This is a genomic window from Cytobacillus firmus (genome assembly GCF_023715565.1).
Taxonomy (GTDB): Bacteria; Bacillota; Bacilli; order Bacillales; family Cytobacillaceae; genus Cytobacillus; species Cytobacillus firmus_C.
In genome coordinates, this window is the sequence record NZ_JAMBOJ010000078.1 from 1 (window position 1) to 19,870 (window position 19,870).

At 41.9% G+C, this 19,870-nt stretch carries 20 protein-coding genes and 1 pseudogene; 15 read left to right on the top strand and 6 right to left on the bottom strand.

Annotated elements, in window-relative coordinates; all coding sequences use genetic code 11:
• Positions 1 to 362: 362 nt before the first annotated feature.
• Entirely contained in the window at positions 363 to 1,226 is an 864-nt protein-coding gene (locus tag M3205_RS22480) for an EamA family transporter (RefSeq protein ID WP_251171927.1), read from the bottom strand.
• Between the two features lie 116 nt (positions 1,227 to 1,342).
• On the opposite strand from M3205_RS22480, the gene M3205_RS22485 reads away from it, so the two are divergent.
• Positions 1,343 to 1,576: a hypothetical protein gene (locus M3205_RS22485; protein ID WP_251171928.1), complete on the top strand. Its 234-nt coding sequence runs from the start codon at positions 1,343 to 1,345 to the stop codon at positions 1,574 to 1,576.
• A 44-nt stretch (positions 1,577 to 1,620) separates the two neighbouring features.
• Here the strand turns inward: M3205_RS22485 and M3205_RS22490 are convergent, their stop codons facing one another.
• Together M3205_RS22490 and M3205_RS22495 are read right to left on the bottom strand one after the other, a co-directional pair.
• Entirely contained in the window at positions 1,621 to 1,992 is a 372-nt protein-coding gene (locus M3205_RS22490) for a VOC family protein (RefSeq protein ID WP_251171929.1), read from the bottom strand.
• A gap of 109 nt (positions 1,993 to 2,101) precedes the next feature.
• Complete coding sequence (locus tag M3205_RS22495; protein WP_251171930.1) at positions 2,102 to 2,395, bottom strand: phospholipase; 294 nt, start codon at positions 2,393 to 2,395, stop codon at positions 2,102 to 2,104.
• 231 nt (positions 2,396 to 2,626) lie between these two features.
• Here M3205_RS22495 and M3205_RS22500 point away from each other — a divergent pair, with 231 nt between their 5' ends.
• On the top strand, positions 2,627 to 2,863 hold the full coding sequence (locus M3205_RS22500) for a hypothetical protein (protein ID WP_251171945.1): 237 nt from the start codon (positions 2,627 to 2,629) through the stop codon (positions 2,861 to 2,863).
• An 877-nt stretch (positions 2,864 to 3,740) separates the two neighbouring features.
• The gene (locus M3205_RS22505; protein WP_251171931.1) at positions 3,741 to 4,856 is read left to right on the top strand and encodes a cysteine desulfurase family protein; all 1,116 of its coding nucleotides are present in this window, start codon (positions 3,741 to 3,743) and stop codon (positions 4,854 to 4,856) included.
• A 1-nt stretch (position 4,857) separates the two neighbouring features.
• Here M3205_RS22505 and M3205_RS22510 read toward each other — a convergent pair whose 3' ends face one another.
• Positions 4,858 to 5,391 (bottom strand): hypothetical protein, encoded by a 534-nt coding sequence (locus tag M3205_RS22510; RefSeq protein WP_251171932.1) that lies wholly within the window; start codon positions 5,389 to 5,391, stop codon positions 4,858 to 4,860.
• A 109-nt stretch (positions 5,392 to 5,500) separates the two neighbouring features.
• Here M3205_RS22510 and M3205_RS22515 point away from each other — a divergent pair, with 109 nt between their 5' ends.
• The 8 genes from M3205_RS22515 to M3205_RS22550 all read left to right on the top strand — a co-directional run bounded on the left by M3205_RS22515 (position 5,501) and on the right by M3205_RS22550 (position 14,757).
• Positions 5,501 to 6,520 (top strand): DUF3231 family protein, encoded by a 1,020-nt coding sequence (locus M3205_RS22515; RefSeq protein ID WP_251171933.1) that lies wholly within the window; start codon positions 5,501 to 5,503, stop codon positions 6,518 to 6,520.
• Between the two features lie 134 nt (positions 6,521 to 6,654).
• Positions 6,655 to 7,308, top strand: coding sequence for a DsbA family oxidoreductase (locus M3205_RS22520; RefSeq protein WP_311315753.1), 654 nt, complete (start codon positions 6,655 to 6,657; stop codon positions 7,306 to 7,308).
• A gap of 254 nt (positions 7,309 to 7,562) precedes the next feature.
• Positions 7,563 to 8,393: a cupin domain-containing protein gene (locus tag M3205_RS22525; RefSeq protein WP_251171934.1), complete on the top strand. Its 831-nt coding sequence runs from the start codon at positions 7,563 to 7,565 to the stop codon at positions 8,391 to 8,393.
• Positions 8,394 to 8,509: 116 nt separating this feature from the next.
• Complete coding sequence (locus tag M3205_RS22530) at positions 8,510 to 8,953, top strand: DUF2243 domain-containing protein (RefSeq protein ID WP_251171935.1); 444 nt, start codon at positions 8,510 to 8,512, stop codon at positions 8,951 to 8,953.
• Positions 8,950 to 9,414, top strand: a complete 465-nt coding sequence (locus M3205_RS22535; protein WP_251171936.1) for a hypothetical protein — start codon at positions 8,950 to 8,952, stop codon at positions 9,412 to 9,414. The genes M3205_RS22530 and M3205_RS22535 overlap by 4 nt, the downstream gene beginning before the upstream one ends.
• Before the next feature lie 118 nt (positions 9,415 to 9,532).
• Entirely contained in the window at positions 9,533 to 11,446 is a 1,914-nt protein-coding gene (locus M3205_RS22540; protein WP_251171937.1) for a PTS mannitol transporter subunit IICBA, read from the top strand.
• An 80-nt stretch (positions 11,447 to 11,526) separates the two neighbouring features.
• On the top strand, positions 11,527 to 13,608 hold the full coding sequence (locus M3205_RS22545) for a BglG family transcription antiterminator (protein ID WP_251171938.1): 2,082 nt from the start codon (positions 11,527 to 11,529) through the stop codon (positions 13,606 to 13,608).
• Positions 13,609 to 13,620: 12 nt separating this feature from the next.
• The gene (locus M3205_RS22550) at positions 13,621 to 14,757 is read left to right on the top strand and encodes a mannitol-1-phosphate 5-dehydrogenase (RefSeq protein WP_251171939.1); all 1,137 of its coding nucleotides are present in this window, start codon (positions 13,621 to 13,623) and stop codon (positions 14,755 to 14,757) included.
• Between the two features lie 440 nt (positions 14,758 to 15,197).
• On the opposite strand, the gene M3205_RS22555 is transcribed toward M3205_RS22550, so the two are convergent.
• Positions 15,198 to 15,368, bottom strand: coding sequence for a hypothetical protein (locus M3205_RS22555; RefSeq protein ID WP_251171940.1), 171 nt, complete (start codon positions 15,366 to 15,368; stop codon positions 15,198 to 15,200).
• A gap of 640 nt (positions 15,369 to 16,008) precedes the next feature.
• On the opposite strand from M3205_RS22555, the gene M3205_RS22560 reads away from it, so the two are divergent.
• Positions 16,009 to 16,779, top strand: a complete 771-nt coding sequence (locus M3205_RS22560; protein WP_251171941.1) for a hypothetical protein — start codon at positions 16,009 to 16,011, stop codon at positions 16,777 to 16,779.
• 365 nt (positions 16,780 to 17,144) lie between these two features.
• Here M3205_RS22560 and M3205_RS22565 read toward each other — a convergent pair.
• Positions 17,145 to 17,504: pseudogene (locus M3205_RS22565) on the bottom strand (Tn3 family transposase); the annotation flags it as partial.
• Between the two features lie 54 nt (positions 17,505 to 17,558).
• Between M3205_RS22565 and M3205_RS22570 the strand changes: the two are divergent.
• The 3 genes from M3205_RS22570 (at position 17,559) to M3205_RS22580 (ending at position 19,727) form a co-directional block, all read left to right on the top strand.
• A complete protein-coding gene (locus tag M3205_RS22570) occupies positions 17,559 to 18,170 on the top strand; it encodes an NAD(P)/FAD-dependent oxidoreductase (protein WP_251171942.1) in 612 nt (203 codons plus the stop codon).
• A gap of 80 nt (positions 18,171 to 18,250) precedes the next feature.
• Positions 18,251 to 18,583 (top strand): DUF1904 family protein, encoded by a 333-nt coding sequence (locus M3205_RS22575; RefSeq protein WP_251171943.1) that lies wholly within the window; start codon positions 18,251 to 18,253, stop codon positions 18,581 to 18,583.
• A 16-nt stretch (positions 18,584 to 18,599) separates the two neighbouring features.
• Entirely contained in the window at positions 18,600 to 19,727 is a 1,128-nt protein-coding gene (locus M3205_RS22580; RefSeq protein WP_251171944.1) for an NAD(P)/FAD-dependent oxidoreductase, read from the top strand.
• The last annotated feature ends 143 nt before the right edge of the window (positions 19,728 to 19,870 follow it).

Genomic DNA, 19,870 nt, shown 5'->3' on the forward strand with positions numbered 1-19,870 from the left:
ATTTAGGTTAAACTGTAATTGAGTCATAATTAATTCCTCCAACTTGTTTTTCGTAGCTGATAACATTGTTGACCAAAGGAATTAATTTGACTCATTTTCTTTTTACACAATTATATGGGCTTGACCAAAACGGCCCAAATGAGGCCGTTTTTTTCGTATTTATTGTTTAAATAATCAGGAACACCGTCTAAAACTCGTTTTTGCTATGCGCAAATAAATGATTTTATACGAAAGTAAAATATGTTATCTGAAAGTAATTTTGACCTATCCTAAAGTAAATTGTATGCTCACCTAAAAAAAGTTGCAGGAAGTCCAAAATTAATAAAACGGCCAAAAAATCAGGCCGTTTTCGTTTTTATTTCCTAAATAATCAGCATAGCCGTCCCAATTGTAATCATAATGGCACCGGCTATGGTATTCATAGCTGGCTTTTCTTTTAAAATAATGAAACTTAAGATCATTGTCAGCACGACGCTGAACTTATCAATGGGGTTCACGACACTAACTTTTCCGATGGCGAGAGCGCCGAAATAGCACAGCCAGGATAACCCGGTTGCACCGCCGGAAAGGATAAGAAATAGATATGACTTTTTGGAGACCTTTTTAAGATCTTTGTAGGTCCCCTGAAAAAACACTATACCCCAGGCAAAAAGAATGATGACCACTGTACGGATGAAGGTTGCGACATTAGAGTCCACATCTTCAATTCCTATCTTCGCTAGAATGTTGGTTGCTGCAGCAAATACAGCTGAAAGGATTGCCAGAAAAATATAAGACTTCGTATTAAATACTTTCTTTTTCTTTTTTCTCTCCCGTCCGATTAACACAAAGGTTCCAATGGAAATGATGATTCCTCCTGAAACAACCCAAAAGGTAGCGGGTTCCCTGAGAATAATAAAAGATAAAAGAATCGTTAAAACGACGCTCGACTTATCAATGGGAACTACCTTTGATACATCACCAATCTGAATAGCCTTAAAAAAGCAGATCCATGACAGGCCGGTTGTCAGGCCAGATAGAATGAGAAATATGAACGATTTTACCGAAATGGTAAAGATGCTTTCCGTTTCGCCAGTAATGACCACCATCAGGAAGGCGATGATCACTACCACAACTGTCCGTAGGGCGGTAGCCAAATTGGAATCAACTTTTTCGATGCCGATCTTCGCCAGGATGGCTGTGAAGGAAGCAAATAATGCGGCCAACAGGGCTAAAATTATACTCACAGGCATGATCTCCGCTTCTTTAATGAGTTATAGAATATTCTTTGATCCTATAGGATGAAAAATACTCTTGTTGAATATTAAATATTATAGTTTGATTTAAGCAGGGAGGCGGAATTATGAGTCAAATTGATAAAAGGAGCCGCTTCTATGAAGAACCATTTCGTTTTCGGGTCAATAAAAATAGCATCGTGTTTTTGGATTATCAAGGAAAACAAGTGAAAATCCTTAAAGGAAAAGAGGCTGAGAAGTTTTTAAAAAAAATGAATGAGGCTGAAGATGAGAAGAGCAGGCAGTTAATTATGGCGAAGATAACGGGGAACTTTAATCGGGGAAATGAGAGGATGAGTTAAAACAGCAGTGCCTGCACTGCTGTCTTTTTTATGTATGCAGAATCCTACCTGTGCTGGTCGAAAAGAATGGCATTGCCATCAGGATCTTCGAGGGTGAAATTGGCAGGGCCGGAACCTGATTCATCTGCTTCAGTCATGAGTGGAATTCCTTGTTCCTTCAGATACTTTTGTATGTCCCGAATGTCCGTGAATTCCTCTAAATTTTCTGCGTTTTGGTTCCAGCCAGGGTTAAATGTCAGGATGTTGTTCTCAAACATGCCTTGAAACAGACCGATCACACAGTTTTCATTCTTTAAGATCAGCCAATTTTGCTCAATATTTCCGCCAAATGCCTGAAAACCAAGTGTCTCGTAAAATTCTTTGGATTTCTTAATGTCTTTTACGCTTAAACTTATTGAAAATGCTCCTAGTTTCATAGTTCCTCCTTTTAGTAGTCGTATTATTCAGATAACATCTTGAGTTTAATCGAAGCTCTTTTATAAAGCAATAAGGCTGAGAAATAAAAAAAGCGACTGCCGCCGCTTTTTAATAGTGATTTCTCCTCCGCAGCCGGCTGCAGGTAAAATCCGTTTGAATCTTCATATAAATATAGATGATGGTCGCAATGGTGCCTTCTTCGCCGTGCAGTTTTGTTTTTGGCTTCAGACATCTGAGAAATTCCTGATCACAGCTGCACTTCGATCTGCCGCTTGCCCAGCAAGTATCGTGTGCTTTGCAGCAGGCATCCACGCTATTAACAGGTGCACCCGGTCCACTGCATCCGGGGCCGCACCATCTGTATCCTGGGAAAAGGCAAGGAACTTGTTTTCTTCTAGTCAAAATGATCCCTCTTTTTTATATCAATTTAACTATAGATATGACACAACTCTGCTAGAGGTATGGTTACTTATCTACTAATTGAAGATTGTTTTCGGATTAAGGGCAGGGGCCCAAACCATATAGGCAACTGACGCATACCCTTTACTGTAGACAAATACAGAGGAGGAGTTCCTTTTGGATTATCAATACCAGCAAACGCCAGTGACACAGGAGTTTGTTCCGCATAATGGCATGTATTTTACAGACCATCGAGTTCGTCCCGGATTTGGAAGACCTGGATTCGGAAGACCCGGATTTGGTTTTGGCCGGCCGGGATTCGGCTTTGGAGGACCAGGTCTAGGTCTGGGGCTTGGCTTTTTAGGAGGCCTTGCAACAGGAGCATTGCTGACACCAGGCCCAGGCTTTGGATATCCTTACTATTATCCATACCCGGCATATCCTCCATATCCGCCTTATTACTATTATTAAGGGAAAAGAGCTTTGTCCTTGGGCAGGGCTCTTTTTTTTGGAAAAGCCGAGTCAGTTTCATCCATAAAAAGCAGAGGGCTGAGTCTGGGTTTGGGCAACTTTGGACACAAAGGGCGGAAAAGCAGACGGTAAAGTCAGAAGCTGGATCAACTTCTGACACAAAGAGGGAAAAGGCAGAGAGTTAAGTCAGAAGCAGGATCAACTTCTGACACAAAGAGGGAAAAGGCAGAGAGTTAAGTCAGAAGCAGGATCACCTTCTGACACAAAAAGGGGAAGAGGCAGAGAGTTAAGTCAGAAGCAGGATCACCTTCTGACACAAAAAGGGGAAGAGGCAGAAGGTAGAGTCAGAAGCTGGATCAACTTCTGACACAAAGAGGGAAAAGGCAGAGAGTTAAGTCAGAAGCAGGATCACCTTCTGACACAAAAAGGGGAAGAGGCAGAAGGTAAAGTCAGAAGCTGGATCAACTTCTGACACAAAGAGGGGAAAGGCAGAGGGTAGAGTCAGAAGCAGGAGCAACTTCTGACACAAAGAGGGGAAAGGCAGAGAGTTAAGTCAGAAGCAGGATCACCTTCTGACACAAAAAGCAAAAAGGCAGACCGTAGAGTCAGAACCAGGGCCAGCATCTGACACAAAAAGCAGAAAAGATGAGGAATGAATAGTTAAGATTACGGAAAAAGCGTAAAAAAGACAGTCAGGATCACAAATCTACACAGTTTCTCAAACAAGCTCCCGCCTCCTCTCGAGTATGTCTTTTCTTATTCTAGCCCTTCATTATTAAAGCAGGATAAAAAGTCTGTAAATTTATTGTGAAATGCTTAATTGAGTGGTGGGGCTACATGCCTTTTTTTGATATTCTTTAAGAAGGGGTGATGGGAAATGAAAAAAGTATATCTCGATTACAATGCAAGCACACCTTTGGCACCAGAGGTTGCAGATTATATGTATCCTTTTCTGACAGACTTTTACGGAAATCCTTCTGCGTTGCACTGGGCAGGGCAGCCGGTAAAAAAGAAATTGAATCTTGCGAGGAAACAGGTATCTGAGCTGCTGTCATGCTCACCTGAAGAGATTATTTTTACGAGTGGCGGAAGCGAAGCTAATAACCATGCCTTAAAGGGCTATTTTTTCAAGCATCTGACGAGGGGCAAGCACATTATTACATCAAAAATAGAGCACCCTGCCATCATTGAGCCTTTAAAATTTCTGGAGCGCCTAGGTGCGGAGATCACGATGGTAGATGTGAATGAATACGGAATGGTTTCTCCCGGTGATATCGAAAAGGCCATACGGAAAGACACCATCCTGATTACTGTTATGCATTCAAACAATGAAGTGGGGACGCTTCAGCACATAGAAGAAATAGGGGAAATCGCCAGGAAACACAATATCACATTCCATACCGATGCCTCCCAATCTATCGGAAAGGTGCCTGTAGATGTTAATCAGCTGAAGGTGGATATGCTCACCATCGCCGGACATAAAATGTATGCGCCGAAAGGGATTGGGGCCTTATTTATCAGGAAAGGCATCGAGCTTGAACCCCTTATCCATGGGGCAGGACATGAGTTTGGAATGCGTGCAGGAACAGAGAATACATTGCTTGCAGCCGGGCTCGGCAAAGCCTGTGAGCTGGCTGCAAAGTATGCTGTGGACGGCAGACTAGCTGACTTAACGGATTATTTCTGGAAAGAATTGAAGGAGGCTTTTGGGGATCAGGTTGTTCTGAATGGGCATGGAGAAAGACGGCTTCCGAATACCCTGAATGTCAGTTTTGTTAATCGTATAGGTCAGGATATTTTATCCTCCATTCCACAGCTCGCAGCTTCTACAGGGTCTGCCTGTCATTCAGGAAAAGTGGAATTATCTCCTGTTTTGAGAGAAATGGGGGTTCCGGAGCACATAGGTATGGGGGCTGTCAGATTCAGCTTAGGGAGGAATACGACAAAATCAGAGCTCGATCAAGTGATTTTCTGGCTGAAGGAAGTAATTTAGATTACTTCAATGGTAAGACATCAGCTATCTGCATAATATCACCTGAAAAAATGCAATACATATCCTCTTGGCCGGTTTCTATGACCATTTCCCGTATGAGGATACCATCGAATCCCTGCTTCATAATATTTTTGCGAAAATCAGCATTTGCTTCATCTTTATTCAAAAGGATCGCCTTATCTTTCCAGGTAAGGGGTCCTTTTTTGGCGCTTGCGTAGTCACAATAAGGATCCCTTTCATCCATGAAAAGTTCATAGGACTCGTACTCTTTTATGCTTGGTTCATCTATATAAACTTTATAGATGAAACCGCAGATCGCCTTATCATATTGAACCACTTTCGGCGTTCCATCCTCCCAGAACTCCGTTTCCGATTTTTCACATACGGTCTCTGTTCCAATGGCAAATGACTGAGCTGACTTAAAATTGGATGTACACCAGATCCCAAGTGTATCGAATTCCTGGATTGATATTTGGCTTGCCGGTTTTATTTGAAAGTGTTCCAACTTCTTGGTGGAGCCGTGAAAAACGATCATAACAAACACCTCCATCATTAGGATGTGCAATATTCAATCATTTCATAAATCCCATTGTTTTTCTTTCGGCTTTTGGAAATACTATAAGAAAAAGGAGGGACGTGTAGTGATGAATGCTAATCAGAACCCTGCATTATCTTCAGCGGAGATAGCACAGTTATGGACGGGGTATTTGAATACCAGCATGAGTAAATGTATTTTTTTATATTTTTCAAATACAATTGAAGACCAGAAACTACAGTCCATGCTTCAGGAAGGTATTACATTTTCGGATGTACATATACAGGAGCTGACTGGAATTTTTGAAAAAGAGGGAATTTCCGTTCCATATGGTTTCAAACCTGAAGAGGATGTGAATACTGCAGCCCCAAAACTGTTCTCAGAAAATTCCTCTCTTCATTTCCTTTATAATTATGTCATGTTTGCTGTGAGTTATTATGCATTAGCCAAGACACTTGCTGTTCGGCCTGATGTCGTAGAATATTTCAACAAGTGCTTATTTGAAGCGAATGAGTACGAGACAAAACTCAAGAATATGCTAATAGACAAAGACCTGTATGTAAGATCCCCTCATATCATCCCGGTGAAGGGGCCAAACTTTGTCGAAAGCAAAAAATTCATGGGTGGAATATTCGTCGATAAAAGGCCGCTGAATGTGATTGAAATTACCAATATACATTCCAGTTTGAAGAGAAATGCTTTAGGAAGTTCGATTATGATCGGGTTTAGCCAGGTTGCCCGATCCAAGGAAGTTGGCCAGTTCATGGAACGGGGACGGGATATAGCCGCAAAGCATACAAAGATATTTTCTCAAATGCTCCAGGAAAGCTATTTGCCTGTCACCATGTCATGGGATATGGAAGTAACAGATTCCACTATTCCTCCTTTTTCAGATAAATTAATGATGTTTATGACAACTTCGCTTATTGCCCTGGGTGCAGGGATCTATGCAACCAGTGCCGCTGCGAGTGCACGGAAAGATATTTCGCTTAACTTCATCCGCTTGTCTGCTGAAATCGCTAATTATGCTGAAGATGGTGCCAATATCCTTATAAAAAATGGCTGGTTCGAGGAGCCGCCGCATCCGGCAGATCATGACGAACTGGTGAATAGAGGAGAGAAATCCTGAAACAGGACTCTCCTCTGAGCTTTTTCCGTGTAAAATAAAATCCACCCAACTATACTAAAGAAGAAAATATTGTATGGGAGGAATCAGGTATGCATATTGAGATGTGGACTGACTTCGCTTGACCGTTTTGCTATATTGGCAAAAGGCATCTGGAGGATGCCATTAAACAGATTAACCATCCAATCGAAGTGACTTATAGGTGCTTTGAACTGGACCCGACAGCAGAGCGGGATATTCAGGATAACATGTATGAAAAATTGGCTAAGAAATATGGGATGACGATTGAGCAGGCGAAAGCCAACACGCAAAACATGGTGCAGATGGCGACAAACGCCGGGCTGGAATTCAACATTGATACCATCATTCTCACCAATACGTTTGACGCTCACCGTTTGACGATGTTTGCCAAAACAAAAGGGTTAATGAAAGAAATGACAGAACAGCTGCTGAAGGCTTATTTTACAGATTCCAGGCATATTGGAGATCCTGCGACATTAGCCCAGTTAGCAGAAGAAGTTGGCCTGAACCGGGAAGAAGTTGAACTAATGCTTACCGGCACTGCGTTTGCGGAGGAAGTCCGTGCAGATGAGCAATTGGCACAGCAATACCGCATTACAGGGGTACCGTTCTTTCTTATAAATAAGAAGTATGCACTGAACGGAGCACAGCCGACTGAGATGATCGTTCAAGCGCTGCAGAAAATTATTGCAGAGGACGAGATAACGGTTCTTAATGACAGCGACGGCATGAGATGTGACGATGACGGCTGTGAAATTCCGAAGAATTAATTAAATCATAAAGAGGATTTTGAGTCAGGACCCGTTGCAACTTCAGACACAGGGGCTCCAGGAACCAGTCAGGGACATGACTGGTTTTTTTGCGTATACAAGCCCAACTTCATAAAACAACGTACCTTCTAATCTCATAGGCATATGATGTGATGACAATTCTGTGAAGGGAATGACTAGTATTGTATCATCCTAATGCGTATTCCTATCCTTACTACCCACAGCCACATTCACCGGTGTATCATACTGACGAAATGTTAAGAAGTAACCAGGATCATTTTCAGCAGCTTTGTGAAACGGTTCTTGAAGGAGTCAAAAGGGAAGCATCAGCACTCGAATTATACACTCAGCTGGCTGAGCATGCCCCAAATGAAGAGCACAGGCAGAACATTATTCAAGCAATCGAAGGAAAGAAAATCTTTTTAACCCATTTTTGCAACCTTTATTACAATTTAACGGGAAAACAGCCTGAGTATCAGGTCGGCCATGTAGCCATTGACAATTACCGCGATGGATTGCACAGGGCGTATCAATTCGAAATGGAAGGTTTTGAGGAGAATCAAAGGGGATCCATGCTTACTCAGCTTCCACAGGTTCAAAATGTGTTCTTATGGGCAATGAGCGGTGAACAGGAAAATGCCGCCAGATTAGTCTCATTGAATAACAGGGTGACTGATTATGGCCCGCAGCCATTTGTCGTGGATATTGAAGAAGCAGCGAAGAAAAATAACACCTTCCGGACAGCTCTCTGGACAGGAGAACATATGCAGCTGACATTAATGAGTATTAATGTTGGTGAGGATATTGGACTCGAGGTGCACCCGCATCTGGATCAATTCCTGAGACTTGAAGATGGTGAAGGAATGGTTTATATGGGAGACACTCCTGACCGGCTGGATTTTCAGCGGAAAGTAGCGGATGATTTTGCGATTTTCATCCCCGCAGGCAAATATCACAATCTCATTAATACAGGCAATAAACCTATTAAGCTTTATTCCATATATGCGCCGCCGCAGCATCCATTTGGAACGGTGCATAAAACAAAGGCAGACGCCATGGCAGCAGAAGAAGAGCTCCATAAGTAAGGTGAAAGGAAAAGCCCCGTCGCGGCTTTTCCTTATATATTTATAAAAAATAGAATAAACTGACCATCTTTTGGGCACTAATCGAAGTATGACGTTTTTTCAGGATGGTGCTTAAGTTGAGAAAAGAAAATAAAAACCTATTTATAGCCGGCTTAATCCTTGGATTGGGTCTTGTTGGGGCGATTGATGGCATCGTTTTTCATCAGCTGCTGCAATGGCATCATATGATTTTGAGTCCGAATATCAAGCTTGAAATTTTTACGGATGGTTTATTTACAGCTTTATTTTCGGCGAAGCTGCTTTGGGGCGGGATAAAGATTTTTCAGGATGCTCGCAAAAATGAATTGGGCACCAGCTGGAAGATCTTTGCTGGCGGTATAATTATAGGAGGAGGAATTTTCAATCTTGTAGAAGGCATTGTGGACCATCACATCCTTCAGGTTCACCGGGTCAGGCCATTGGCTGAAAATCCTTTATTCTATGATCTGGCCTTTTTAGCCATTGGATTAGTGCTTGTCATAATCGGGATTATGATTAAACGGATGGAGAAGGAAGCATGATGAAAAAGGCTGGAAGCTTAATCAGTTTTATCATTATATTTTTAGGCTTTTTCTATTTTTATACCAGTCAGAATCCTCATAATCAGACCGGTGCAGCAAATCACATGGCACATGGATTTGTGGAAATTCCAAAAGATAAAGAGATTCCTCAGGTAAACTTAACTGTAACCCCGGATGGTCCGGATACTTGGCTATTAAAGCTGGATCTCCTTCATTTTAGGTTTGCCCCTGAAAAAGCGGGCGAGAAGCAGCCAAGCTATAATGAAGGCCATGCCCACTTATACATAAATGGCAAAAAAATCAGCCGCCTTTACGGAGAGTACTATCATTTAGGCAAACTGAAGGAAGGCAAAAGTGAAATTACTGTAACTCTTAATTCTAATAATCACGGGGCCCTAATGGCATGGGGACAACCGATTGGGGCAACTGCGGTTATTGAAGTGAATAAGAAGGAAGATTAGGAGAAACTATAGTTTTGTCATGTGCCGTGCGACAAAGTTGAGTTTCTCCTTTGTTGAGTTGGGCGGTTATGTACTTTACCATTAGTAATAAAGTACTTATTTGAAAGGATGAGTGTATATGGCTCAATCTAATCTAAAAGTTGCTGTACAGAAATTCGGTAATTTTCTGAGCTCGATGGTTATGCCGAATATCTCTGCTTTTATAGCATGGGGTCTGATTACAGCTTTATTTATACCTACTGGCTTCATTCCAAATGAAAGCCTTGCCAAAATGGTAGACCCAATGGTGACATACTTGCTTCCATTGTTAATCGGTTACACTGGAGGTAAGCTTGTTCATGATCAGCGGGGAGCCGTTGTTGGCGCCATCGCGACAATGGGGGTTATTGCCGGGGCAGGAATCCCAATGTTCTTGGGCGCCATGGTGATTGGTCCTCTGGGCGGCTATGTTATTAAGAAATTTGACCAAATGATTGAAGGCCGAGTGCGTGCAGGCTTTGAAATGCTCGTGAACAACTTCTCAGCTGGAATTCTTGGTGCTGTTCTGGCCATTCTTGCATTCCTCGGAATAGGGCCTGCTGTCGATGAATTTACAAGCTGGCTTGTAGCCGGTGTTGACTGGCTGATTGGCACAGGGCTTCTGCCGCTTACAAGTATCTTAATTGAACCGGCAAAAGTGTTATTCCTGAACAATGCCATTAACCACGGTGTTCTGTCGCCAATTGGTGTGGAACAAGTTAAATCAACAGGTCAATCCATCCTGTTCCTGCTTGAAGCAAACCCTGGACCTGGGCTTGGTATTTTACTTGCTTACATGTTCTTTGGAAAAGGGAATGCAAAGAAATCTGCTCCAGGTGCCGGGATCATTCATTTCTTCGGCGGGATTCATGAAATTTACTTCCCGTACATTTTAATGCGTCCTATGCTCATTATTGCGGTTATCCTTGGCGGAATGAGCGGTGTGTTCACACTGGTTCTATTAGGCGGCGGATTGTTCGCTCCTTCATCACCGGGAAGCATCCTTGCCATAACTGCAGTTACACCTCATCATGCAAGTGCATATATTGCGAACTTCGCAGCTGTGCTTGTGGCTGCTGCGGTATCATTCCTCGTGTCTGCCTTTATAATGAAAACAGGCAAGCAGGGTGAAGATGACATTGAGGAAGCGTCTAAAAAGATGCAGGAAATGAAAGGCAAGAAAAGCTCTGTTTCAAGTGTATTTGAAGGCGGAAATGATTCAATGCCTGATAACGTATCAAAAATCTATTTTGCCTGTGATGCGGGCATGGGCTCAAGTGCCATGGGTGCATCCCTGCTGCGCAAAAAGGTGAAGGAAGCAGGCATGGACATTGCTGTTACAAATACAGCGATCTCTAATCTTCCTGGAGATGCCCAAATCGTCATTACACAGGAAGAATTGACACCAAGGGCACGCCAGAAAGTGCCGAATGCCTTCCATGTATCAGTTGATAACTTCCTATCAAGTCCGGAGTATGACAAACTGATCGATGCACTGCGGTTCCCGGCTAACTCGGAGCTGCACGAAATTGTTGAAGATGCAGAGGAAAATGTTCCTGATGCAACGGATGAGGAAATGGCGCATGAAGACGATTTATTGCGTCCGGAAAATATATTCCTGAACAAAGAGTTTGCGGATAAGGATGAAGCCATCCGATTTGCCGGAAGAGTGCTTGTTGATGCAGGATATGTAGAAGAAAGCTATATTGAAGCGATGATAGAACGTGATAACATCACTTCCACCTATATGGGGAATGATGTAGCGATCCCTCATGGAACGGAAGAGGCCAAAAAGGCTGTCATTAAATCCGGCTTTACGGTCATCCAGGTTCCAAATGGCGTTGATTTTGACGGCCAAAAGGTTCGTCTGATCTTCGGTATTGCAGGAAAAGACGGCACACATCTTGAAATCTTATCAGGCATAGCGGTAACATGTTCTGATATGGATAATATCGAGAAGCTGGCTTCTGCCCAATCTGTTGAGACCATCATGGATATTATCGGCAAGAAATAAACCTTAGGAATAGAAAAGCGTCCTTATGCGCTTTTCTTTTCCTCGTTTATCGTCACTAATTTTAGAAATGAGCTGATCTCATGTATATTACATCGAGGGAAAAAGCCATTATTGAATTGATTATTAAAACATCGGGGAAGCATACGGCATTGTCGGTTGCTTCCTCCTTGAATGTCAGTGCAAGAACGATTCAGAGGGACTTAAAGGCAGTTGAGAAAATTGTCAATGAGTTCGGACTGACGTTGAGCCGGAATGTGAATCAGGGACTTGTCATTGAAGGGAAAAACGAACAGATTTTCAGGCTGATCCAGCATTTGACCAATAGTGAACCCATCGATGTGCCTCCACAGGAAAAAAAGCTGCGCCTTCTTTTGGCCATTCTTGAAGAAGATATCTACAAAACACAGGTACTTGCGGGCTATCTTGGCATCAGCACGGCAACCTTGACAGCCTATCTGGACGAACTGGCCGAATGGCTGTCCCTTTTCCGGGTGGTACTGACGAGAAAGCGGGGAGTCGGGGTTGAGCTTCATGGAACGGAAGCAGATAAGCGCCGGGCGCTTGCCCAATTTCTCCTTCAATACTTTCACGAAGAATTAATCGAGAAATTATTTTTGCTGGAAAAAGGGAAGCTCGGCGAAGAGAGGATTCTGCACTATTTTGAATCGAATGGTATCCGCCATGTGAACAGCATCGTTCAATCTGTATTTACTGGTGCACCTGCCCGGTTTGCGGATAGCGGCTACCTGGAGATTATGCTGCATACATGCATTACAGTGAAAAGAGCACTCAGCGGTTTTCCTGTTGAACGGACGGATCTTCCGGAGACGGAGGTTACGGTTGAATACGGATTGATTCAGGAAATCACCAACAGGCTCGGACAAACATTTGACTTTAATTTTTCCGAAGGGGATATCCTTTACCTGGCGAGGATACTGAAAGGCACCAAATGGAGCGGGATGGAGGCATTTCCGTATGACAGCATTGTACTCGCCCAAATGATCAGGAATGTGATTAAATCTGTGTCAGAGCAGTTGCATGTGGACTTGAACAACGATTTTTCCTTATTTCAGGGACTGCTCGCCCATATGGAGCCATCCCTATACCGGATTAAGCAGAATATGGAGTCCTACAACCCGCTTAAAGAGGAAATCAAGCATAAATATCCGGTTCTGTTCATGGCTGTGAAAAACAGTCTTGAAGAGGTGTTCACCGATATTGATCAATTTTCCGATGACGAAATTGCATTTATTGTCCTTCATTTCGGTTCGGCACTTGTCATGCAGGAAGAGAATCTTTCCATAAAGGCGCTTCTCATCTGCCCGACAGGCATCGGCACATCCAAGATGCTCAAAAGCAGGCTGAAAAAAGAAGTGGCTGAGATCGAGATCATTGAAATCAAATCGATTAAGGAAATATCAGAGGGTACGAATCTTAAGCACTATGATTTAATCCTTTCTACTGTCAGGCTTCCTTTTTTACATGCAGAGTATATTTTGGTGAACCCACTTTTAAGTGATGAAAATATTGTCACGATAAAAAACTACCTGAAGGATAATATTGAAAGCCTTACAAAAGGAAAACACTACCTGGAACAGGCGGAGGGCGGTCACCAGAGCAACATTTCATTAGGCGCCATGCTTGAGGAGATGAGAAATATTCAGGAGAGCATCCAGTCTCTGATTCATAACTTCCGGTTTTACCGGATGGATGGAAAAGCAAGCCAGGAGCAGATTCTTGCAAAAATGGTGAAGAATGCAGAAAGAGATCATCTGCTGACAAATCCGGAAAATGTTCTGCAATCCTTAAGGGAGCGGGAACAAAAAGGCGGTCTTGGCATCCCTGAAACGAATATGGCTCTCTTTCATTCGCGCCATCCAAACGTCCGCACGCTTATTTTTCAAATCGCCCATCTGCCAGAGCCTTGCCTGGTAAAGGGAATGGACGGAAAAGAAGTGGTTATGAAAAACCTGCTGCTCATGCTGGCGCCAGACGAACTAAGCAGAAGAGAGCAGGAAATTTTAAGCTTAATCAGCACAAATATCATTGATACAGAGGAAGAGATATTACTATTTTCTTCAGCAAATGAAGTTATGATCTTCAGGAAGCTGGAAGCGATTTTTACAGAATACCTCCAGTCTCATTTTAAAATAAACCGGTAAAGGAATGATTCGATGAAACAGGCAGTACACTTTGGAGCAGGGAACATTGGAAGAGGATTTATCGGAGCACTGTTTTCACAGTCAGGCTACCATGTGACATTTGTGGATATTGCTGATGAGATTATTAATCAGCTGAACGAAGAAAAACAATACAAAGTGATTCTGGCTGCTGATGAACAGGAAAGCTTGGCCATTACGTATGTGTCAGGATTAAACAATCTGAAGCAGGAAGCTGAAGTGATTGAAGCCATCAAACAGGCTGATTTCTTAACAACCGCGATAGGGCCAAATATCCTTCCCCGCATTGCACCGTTAATGGCAAAAGGGTTGGCTGCCAGAGCAGAAGCTGGTATTACGGATAAACTTTATGTCATCGCATGTGAAAATCAGATCTCGGCAACTGACTTGTTAAAGGGCTATATTCTGGAGAATCTGGAGAGCGGCATTAATCTTGAGAATGTCTCTTTCTTAAACTCCGCTGTAGACCGGATTGTTCCTATTCAAAATAATCAGGGATCACTTGATGTCCTGGTTGAACCGTACCATGAATGGGTTGTCGAAACAACTGAAGACATTCCGCATATTGAAGGAATGAAGATTGTTCCGGAGCTGGCGCCGTTTATCGAAAGAAAGCTGTTTACAGTTAACACAGGGCATGCGGTTATTGCGTATTTCGGTTACCTGGCTGGGAAAGAAACGATCGACCAGACACTTGCTGACGAAGACATTTACCAGCAGGTAAAGGCGACACTTGGCGAAACAGGTGCCTATTTAATTCATCGCTATGATCTGAATCCGGACGAGCATCAGAAATATATCGAAAAAATCATCGGCCGTTTTGAAAATGCCCGCCTGAATGACGGTGTCACACGGGTTGGCCGATCACCATTAAGGAAGCTAGGCCCAGAAGACAGGCTCGTTCGCCCGGCACTTCAGGCCCAGAAGGCAGGCTTATTTTACACAAACCTGGCTAAAGCCATTGCTGCAGCCCTATTGTTTGATAACAGGGAAGATGAAGAAGCAGTTAAGCTGCAGGACATGATTCAGGAAAACGGAGTGGGCTATGTACTGAAAGAAGTGTGCGGACTTGAAGAAACAGGTGAGCTCGCAGGAGAGATACTGAAGCAATATGAAACTTTGAAAAAATAAGGTTTAACTTCAATCAGTGGGGGACTAACCCTAACTGATTGTTAATTGAAGCAATCGGGCATTGACTGCCAGTTAGAGTGCGAAAAAAGGAAGGAAGACTGCTGATAATGATTAATGGGTTCTCTTTTGGAGTACAAAAAGCAAAAAAACAGTAAAAATCGCATATTAATTAGTATCCAAAAAGGGGCTGGGACAAAAGCATTTCGACCAAAGAAAAAAACGAACTATTATTCGAAATTCTGATTTAGAGTTTCGTAATAGTTCGTTTTTTTTATTTTTATTACTTTTTAAAATAGAAATCATTCGGCTTTAACAACGGACAATTTAGTTCTGTCCCAGCCTCTTTAACATTTGTATGTGTGTATGAAACAGTACAATTTTTTTGAATAGGCTGGTTCAACAATCGCACCTTTAATGGAATAAAGTTTTTCTACTCGCAGTTACAGTCCATTTGGACCATCACCGCTATTCCAATCACCACCATATTTCCCTTGTCTTATACTGGGGTCAACACCATTGGTATGCTTATCATCCCTTCTCTTCTTTCTTCTGAAATCTATAATAAATGCTAAAGCTAAAATTGCAATGACTAAAATTAACAACCACCACAAAGTTAATTCCCTTTTTTTCTATATTTTACCATACGCTTATCAACGTAGGTAAATAATATCCTCTAATTCAAACATCTTTTCTGTTAATGCTATTCGTTGTGCTGGGGTTAATTCCTCGTTGCCTGAGTATTTAATCGGCTTGCAGAAGTTGTAGTAGGGGTCACGTTATCAAAAGTGAAAAATTGTACGTTTAGAAACAATTTAGACACATTTTATCCGGTTTCCTGTACGATAAGAAACCGGCTGTTGTTTTCTCTTAGGGGTCCCACCAACAAAACGCGCTTAAAACATACGCTAAGCAAATTTCGACACAAAGAAAGCCGAGTTTTCCTACGCTAAGGAATTAGGCTTTCTTAACAAACCAACCACAAAATTATATGCACCTAACGCATGTTAATTTATTCCTTTTTATCTTTGCCTCTAATGATAATTTCATAGGGATCTCCTTCAACTTACTTTGAATATCCTCCGATTTATTGTCGTAATAGTAACACCGAATAGACCTAATAAATCCAATTAATTATCAAAAATAGTGAAAAATCTCATAAATATAATGAAAATTTTCTGATTATTTGTTATAGTTGTATTGTTTGGGAAATAGGACCAATTTTTCTAAAAAATGAGAGAAGGAGAGGTTCAAATGAAAACATGGCAAAAAACTATAACGGTTATGGCGGTTATAGCACTTCTTGTATTCGGTTGGTCAAGTCCAACCATACAGCCCAATGCCAATGCACAATCCATCGATGCACAATCCAATGAGTTTGAACAATTAAATCAAACTGCACAAAAGATAAGTATCGTAGAAGATCCTGAAAAAATTAAAGAAATTAAAGATGCATCACTAGAGGCTATAGCCAGTAAAGAAGTAGTTTCTAATGCTTTAAACGCTGATTTAAATTATGATAAAGCCAATGTTGGTGAAGTTTTTGCCGAAAATGAGACATACACGGTTTTAACAATACCTATTGCATCAGAGGACTATAATCCGTTAAGTAATTTAACTCTAATAAGTCAAAATGGAGAAATTTTGACTTATAGTGAAACATTAATAACCAAGAGTAAGAAGAATACAGTTACAATTTCTTCATACACTGATGGAGTTCTAACAAATGAAAAAATAACAGATATTGAATATTTGAGTAATAGTGAAGTACAGGAAGCAATAGATAAAGCACAAGCTGTTGATTTAGATGAAAATATGGTACAACCTCAAGGTTTGGCAGAAGTTTCGCTTTGCCTTGCTACTGTATTGTTAATTGATTTAACTGTAGCAAGAATTGTAGCAGCAACGTGCATTGGAGCTTGTGGAACTGGTGTCGTCCCATTATGTGCAGCTTGTGTCGGTGGAGTTTTTGTGATAGGTGGAGCTAATATCGGTGGAGTTATTGCTTGTTTTCAACAAGCTTAAATAACCACTGTATTCATTAGTTGAGTAAATTGAACATCATTTTGAAAAAACAAGAAGCCTTCTAATAAAAGGCTTCTTGTTTTTTCATACTTTTTTGGGGACAGACATACTATAAAAAATAATTAAATAGAAAAGGAACCAATAAAACTAAAATAGAACCTATACCAAAAGCAGATACCACTTTTATCATGTCTTTTTTCAAGATAAACACCACCTATAACACAATTGTAGTTTACTTAAAAAGTACATTTTAAATTAATACTAACATCTTTTTCTGAATATTCATACGTGTATTAGGAGAGAGAACTTTTTTACTATGTTTATATTAGTGTAATAATAACAAATAATTCTATTAGTATATTTGCTTAGCGTATGTTTTCCGCGGTTATCTTAACCCGTAGTGGTCGTAATTGATCTATTGTCCCATCCTGTTTCAGTTTCCACACATAATCCCCTCTTAATGCGATATGCTCCCAGCCCAAAGGGGATATATGCTGAAGATATTCTTCTGGAATTTCTATTCCTCTTGCACGTAATGATGTAATAGCCTGCTCAATATAGACTGTATTCCAAGAGACGATCGCTGACACGATGAGTTGAAGGGCACTCGCTCGGTGTAACTGATCTTCATACGAACGATCGCGTACTTCACCTAACTGATTAAAAAATATGGCACGAGCTAATCCGTGCTTTGCTTCTCCTTTGTTCAGTCCAATCTGTACTCGGGGGCTACCTACAGCTCCATTGATGGCAATGTCAATCCATTTCGCCTGATCGATATGTATATGAGAGCTGCTAAAAGAAATGGCGTTCAATATTCTGCTTACAATAAAGTAACGGAGATTAAAAAGCAGAATGGAAAATACTTAGTTGTGTCAGATAAGGGTGCTTTTGAATGTAAAAACCTTATCCTTGCTGGCGGAACCTGTTCGAGTGAAATCGGTGACATGCTTGGAATTAAGATTCCCGTTAATCAATTAAGAGGACAGATCCTGGTGTCAGAACCATTGAAGCCTTTCTTAAATTTTACAATCAGCGGATTAAGACAGGCAAATAATGGGGAAGTACTGATGGGTTATTCAATGGAAGATGCAGGCTTTAATCGAGCAACAACGCTTGATGTCATTCAGGAATCAGCTAATATGGCAGTCCATTATGTACCCGGTTTAAGAAAGGCTAAAATTGTCCGCGCCTTTTCGGGAATCCGGGCAATGCCAGAGGATGGTTTTCCAATTCTTGGTGAGGTGCCTGGATTTAAGAACCTTTATGTAGCAGCCACCCATAGCGGAGTGACGTTATCTCCTTTAATTGGCACCCTGATTATAGAGTTAATCATGGATGGGGAAACTTCGATTCCGATTGACCGCTATTCATTAAGCAGGTTTGGCTAAATTCTATTAAGTTATAATATTATAACATTTTACAGAGTAGTCAGGAAAAATATTATGTAAACAGGAATGGAGTAAATAGGATGCCGCATTTGTTTATTAGAGGAATTTCAGTCGATCAAACGAAAGAAATCAGCACGCAGCTGGTGAAAGACCTGGCCCGGCTCTGTGACTGCGGAGAAGATCACTTTACATTGGAAGTTTTGAATTCAACTTTTGTGTTTATTCAAACAGAAGTTCCGGCCTTTCCATTTATAGAAGTACAGTGGTTTGACAGGGGGAAGGAAGTTCAAAATCAATATGCCGGGATTGTTTCGAGTCATGTTCAGTCGCTTGGAGTGCCGGAGGTTGAGGTGGCTTTTACTGCTTATAAAGAGGCTGATTATTATTTGAATGGGAAGAGTTTTGCGGATTAAAGGGAGGAGTTCTACAATGAAAATAGCAGTCATAGGCTCCGGAATCGTCGGTGCAAGCGCATCCTATCACCTTGCCAGGGAAGGGGCAGAAGTAGTCATTATTGATAAGGCACATCAAGGGCAGGCAACTGCAGCAGGTGCTGGAATCATTTGCCCGTGGATTTCCAGAGTAGAAAATAAATACTGGTACGCCATTGCAAAACGAGGTGCACTTTACTATTCATCTTTAATAGAAAATCTTAAACAGGATGGTGAAGGGGATTTTGGATATAGAATGGCAGGAGCTCTGGCAGTCAGCAGCAATCCTGATGAACTGGATGTGATTGAACAAAATGTCCGGCAAAAAAGAGCTGACACCCCTGAGGTTGGAGAAATTACGAGATTAACAGCAGCGGAAGCGCGGAAACTTTATCCGCCGCTCCGAGAGGATCTGCAGTCTGTCCATGTTACGGGCGGAGCCAGGCTGGATGGCAGGCTGTTAAGAGACGCTATGCTAAATGGCGCAAAAAGACATGGTGCTGTCATTATTAAAGGTGAAGGTGAACTTGTATCCCAAAATAATAAGGTTACAGGAGTAAAAGTGAACGGGGATGTTATTGCTGCGGATTCAGTTATCGTTACTGCAGGTGCATGGGCTAAGGAGCTGCTTGCACCGCTCGGCATTGATCTTAAAATTGAGCCTCAGCGCGGGCAAATTGCCCATCTGGAATTGAATGGTGTGGACACTTCCAGCTGGCCGGTTGTTCTTCCGACTAGCTCTCATTACTTAGTAGCTTTCGAACATTCTAAAGTTGTGGTTGGAGCTACCAGGGAAACGGGATCAGGGTATGATTATAGACTAACGGCAGCAGGTGTGAAAGAGGTGTTGGATGAAGCATTATCGGTTGCACCAGGATTAGCTGAAGGCACACTAAAAGAAGTAAGGATTGGGTTCCGGCCGGCGGGACCTGATATGTTGCCGCTGCTGGGTACGGTTCCTGCTGCAGAAGGGCTGGTTATAGCTACAGGACTAGGGGCATCAGGGCTAACGATGGGTCCTTACGTGGGAACCCTGGCTGCAGAACTTGCTTTGAAAAGGGAATTGGAACTGGATCTGTCACCTTATGATCCACTCAGAAAGGGCTTGGAAGCAGGAGTAAAGTGAAAATTATGATTACTATAAAGAGGCTGGGACAAAACCCACCTCTGAAATGAAAAAGCCGGTGACATTTTACGACGAGTAAAATGTCACCGGCTTTGATTGTTTTTGAGAAAAATAAGGACCACTTCTGATACAATTAAGTTACC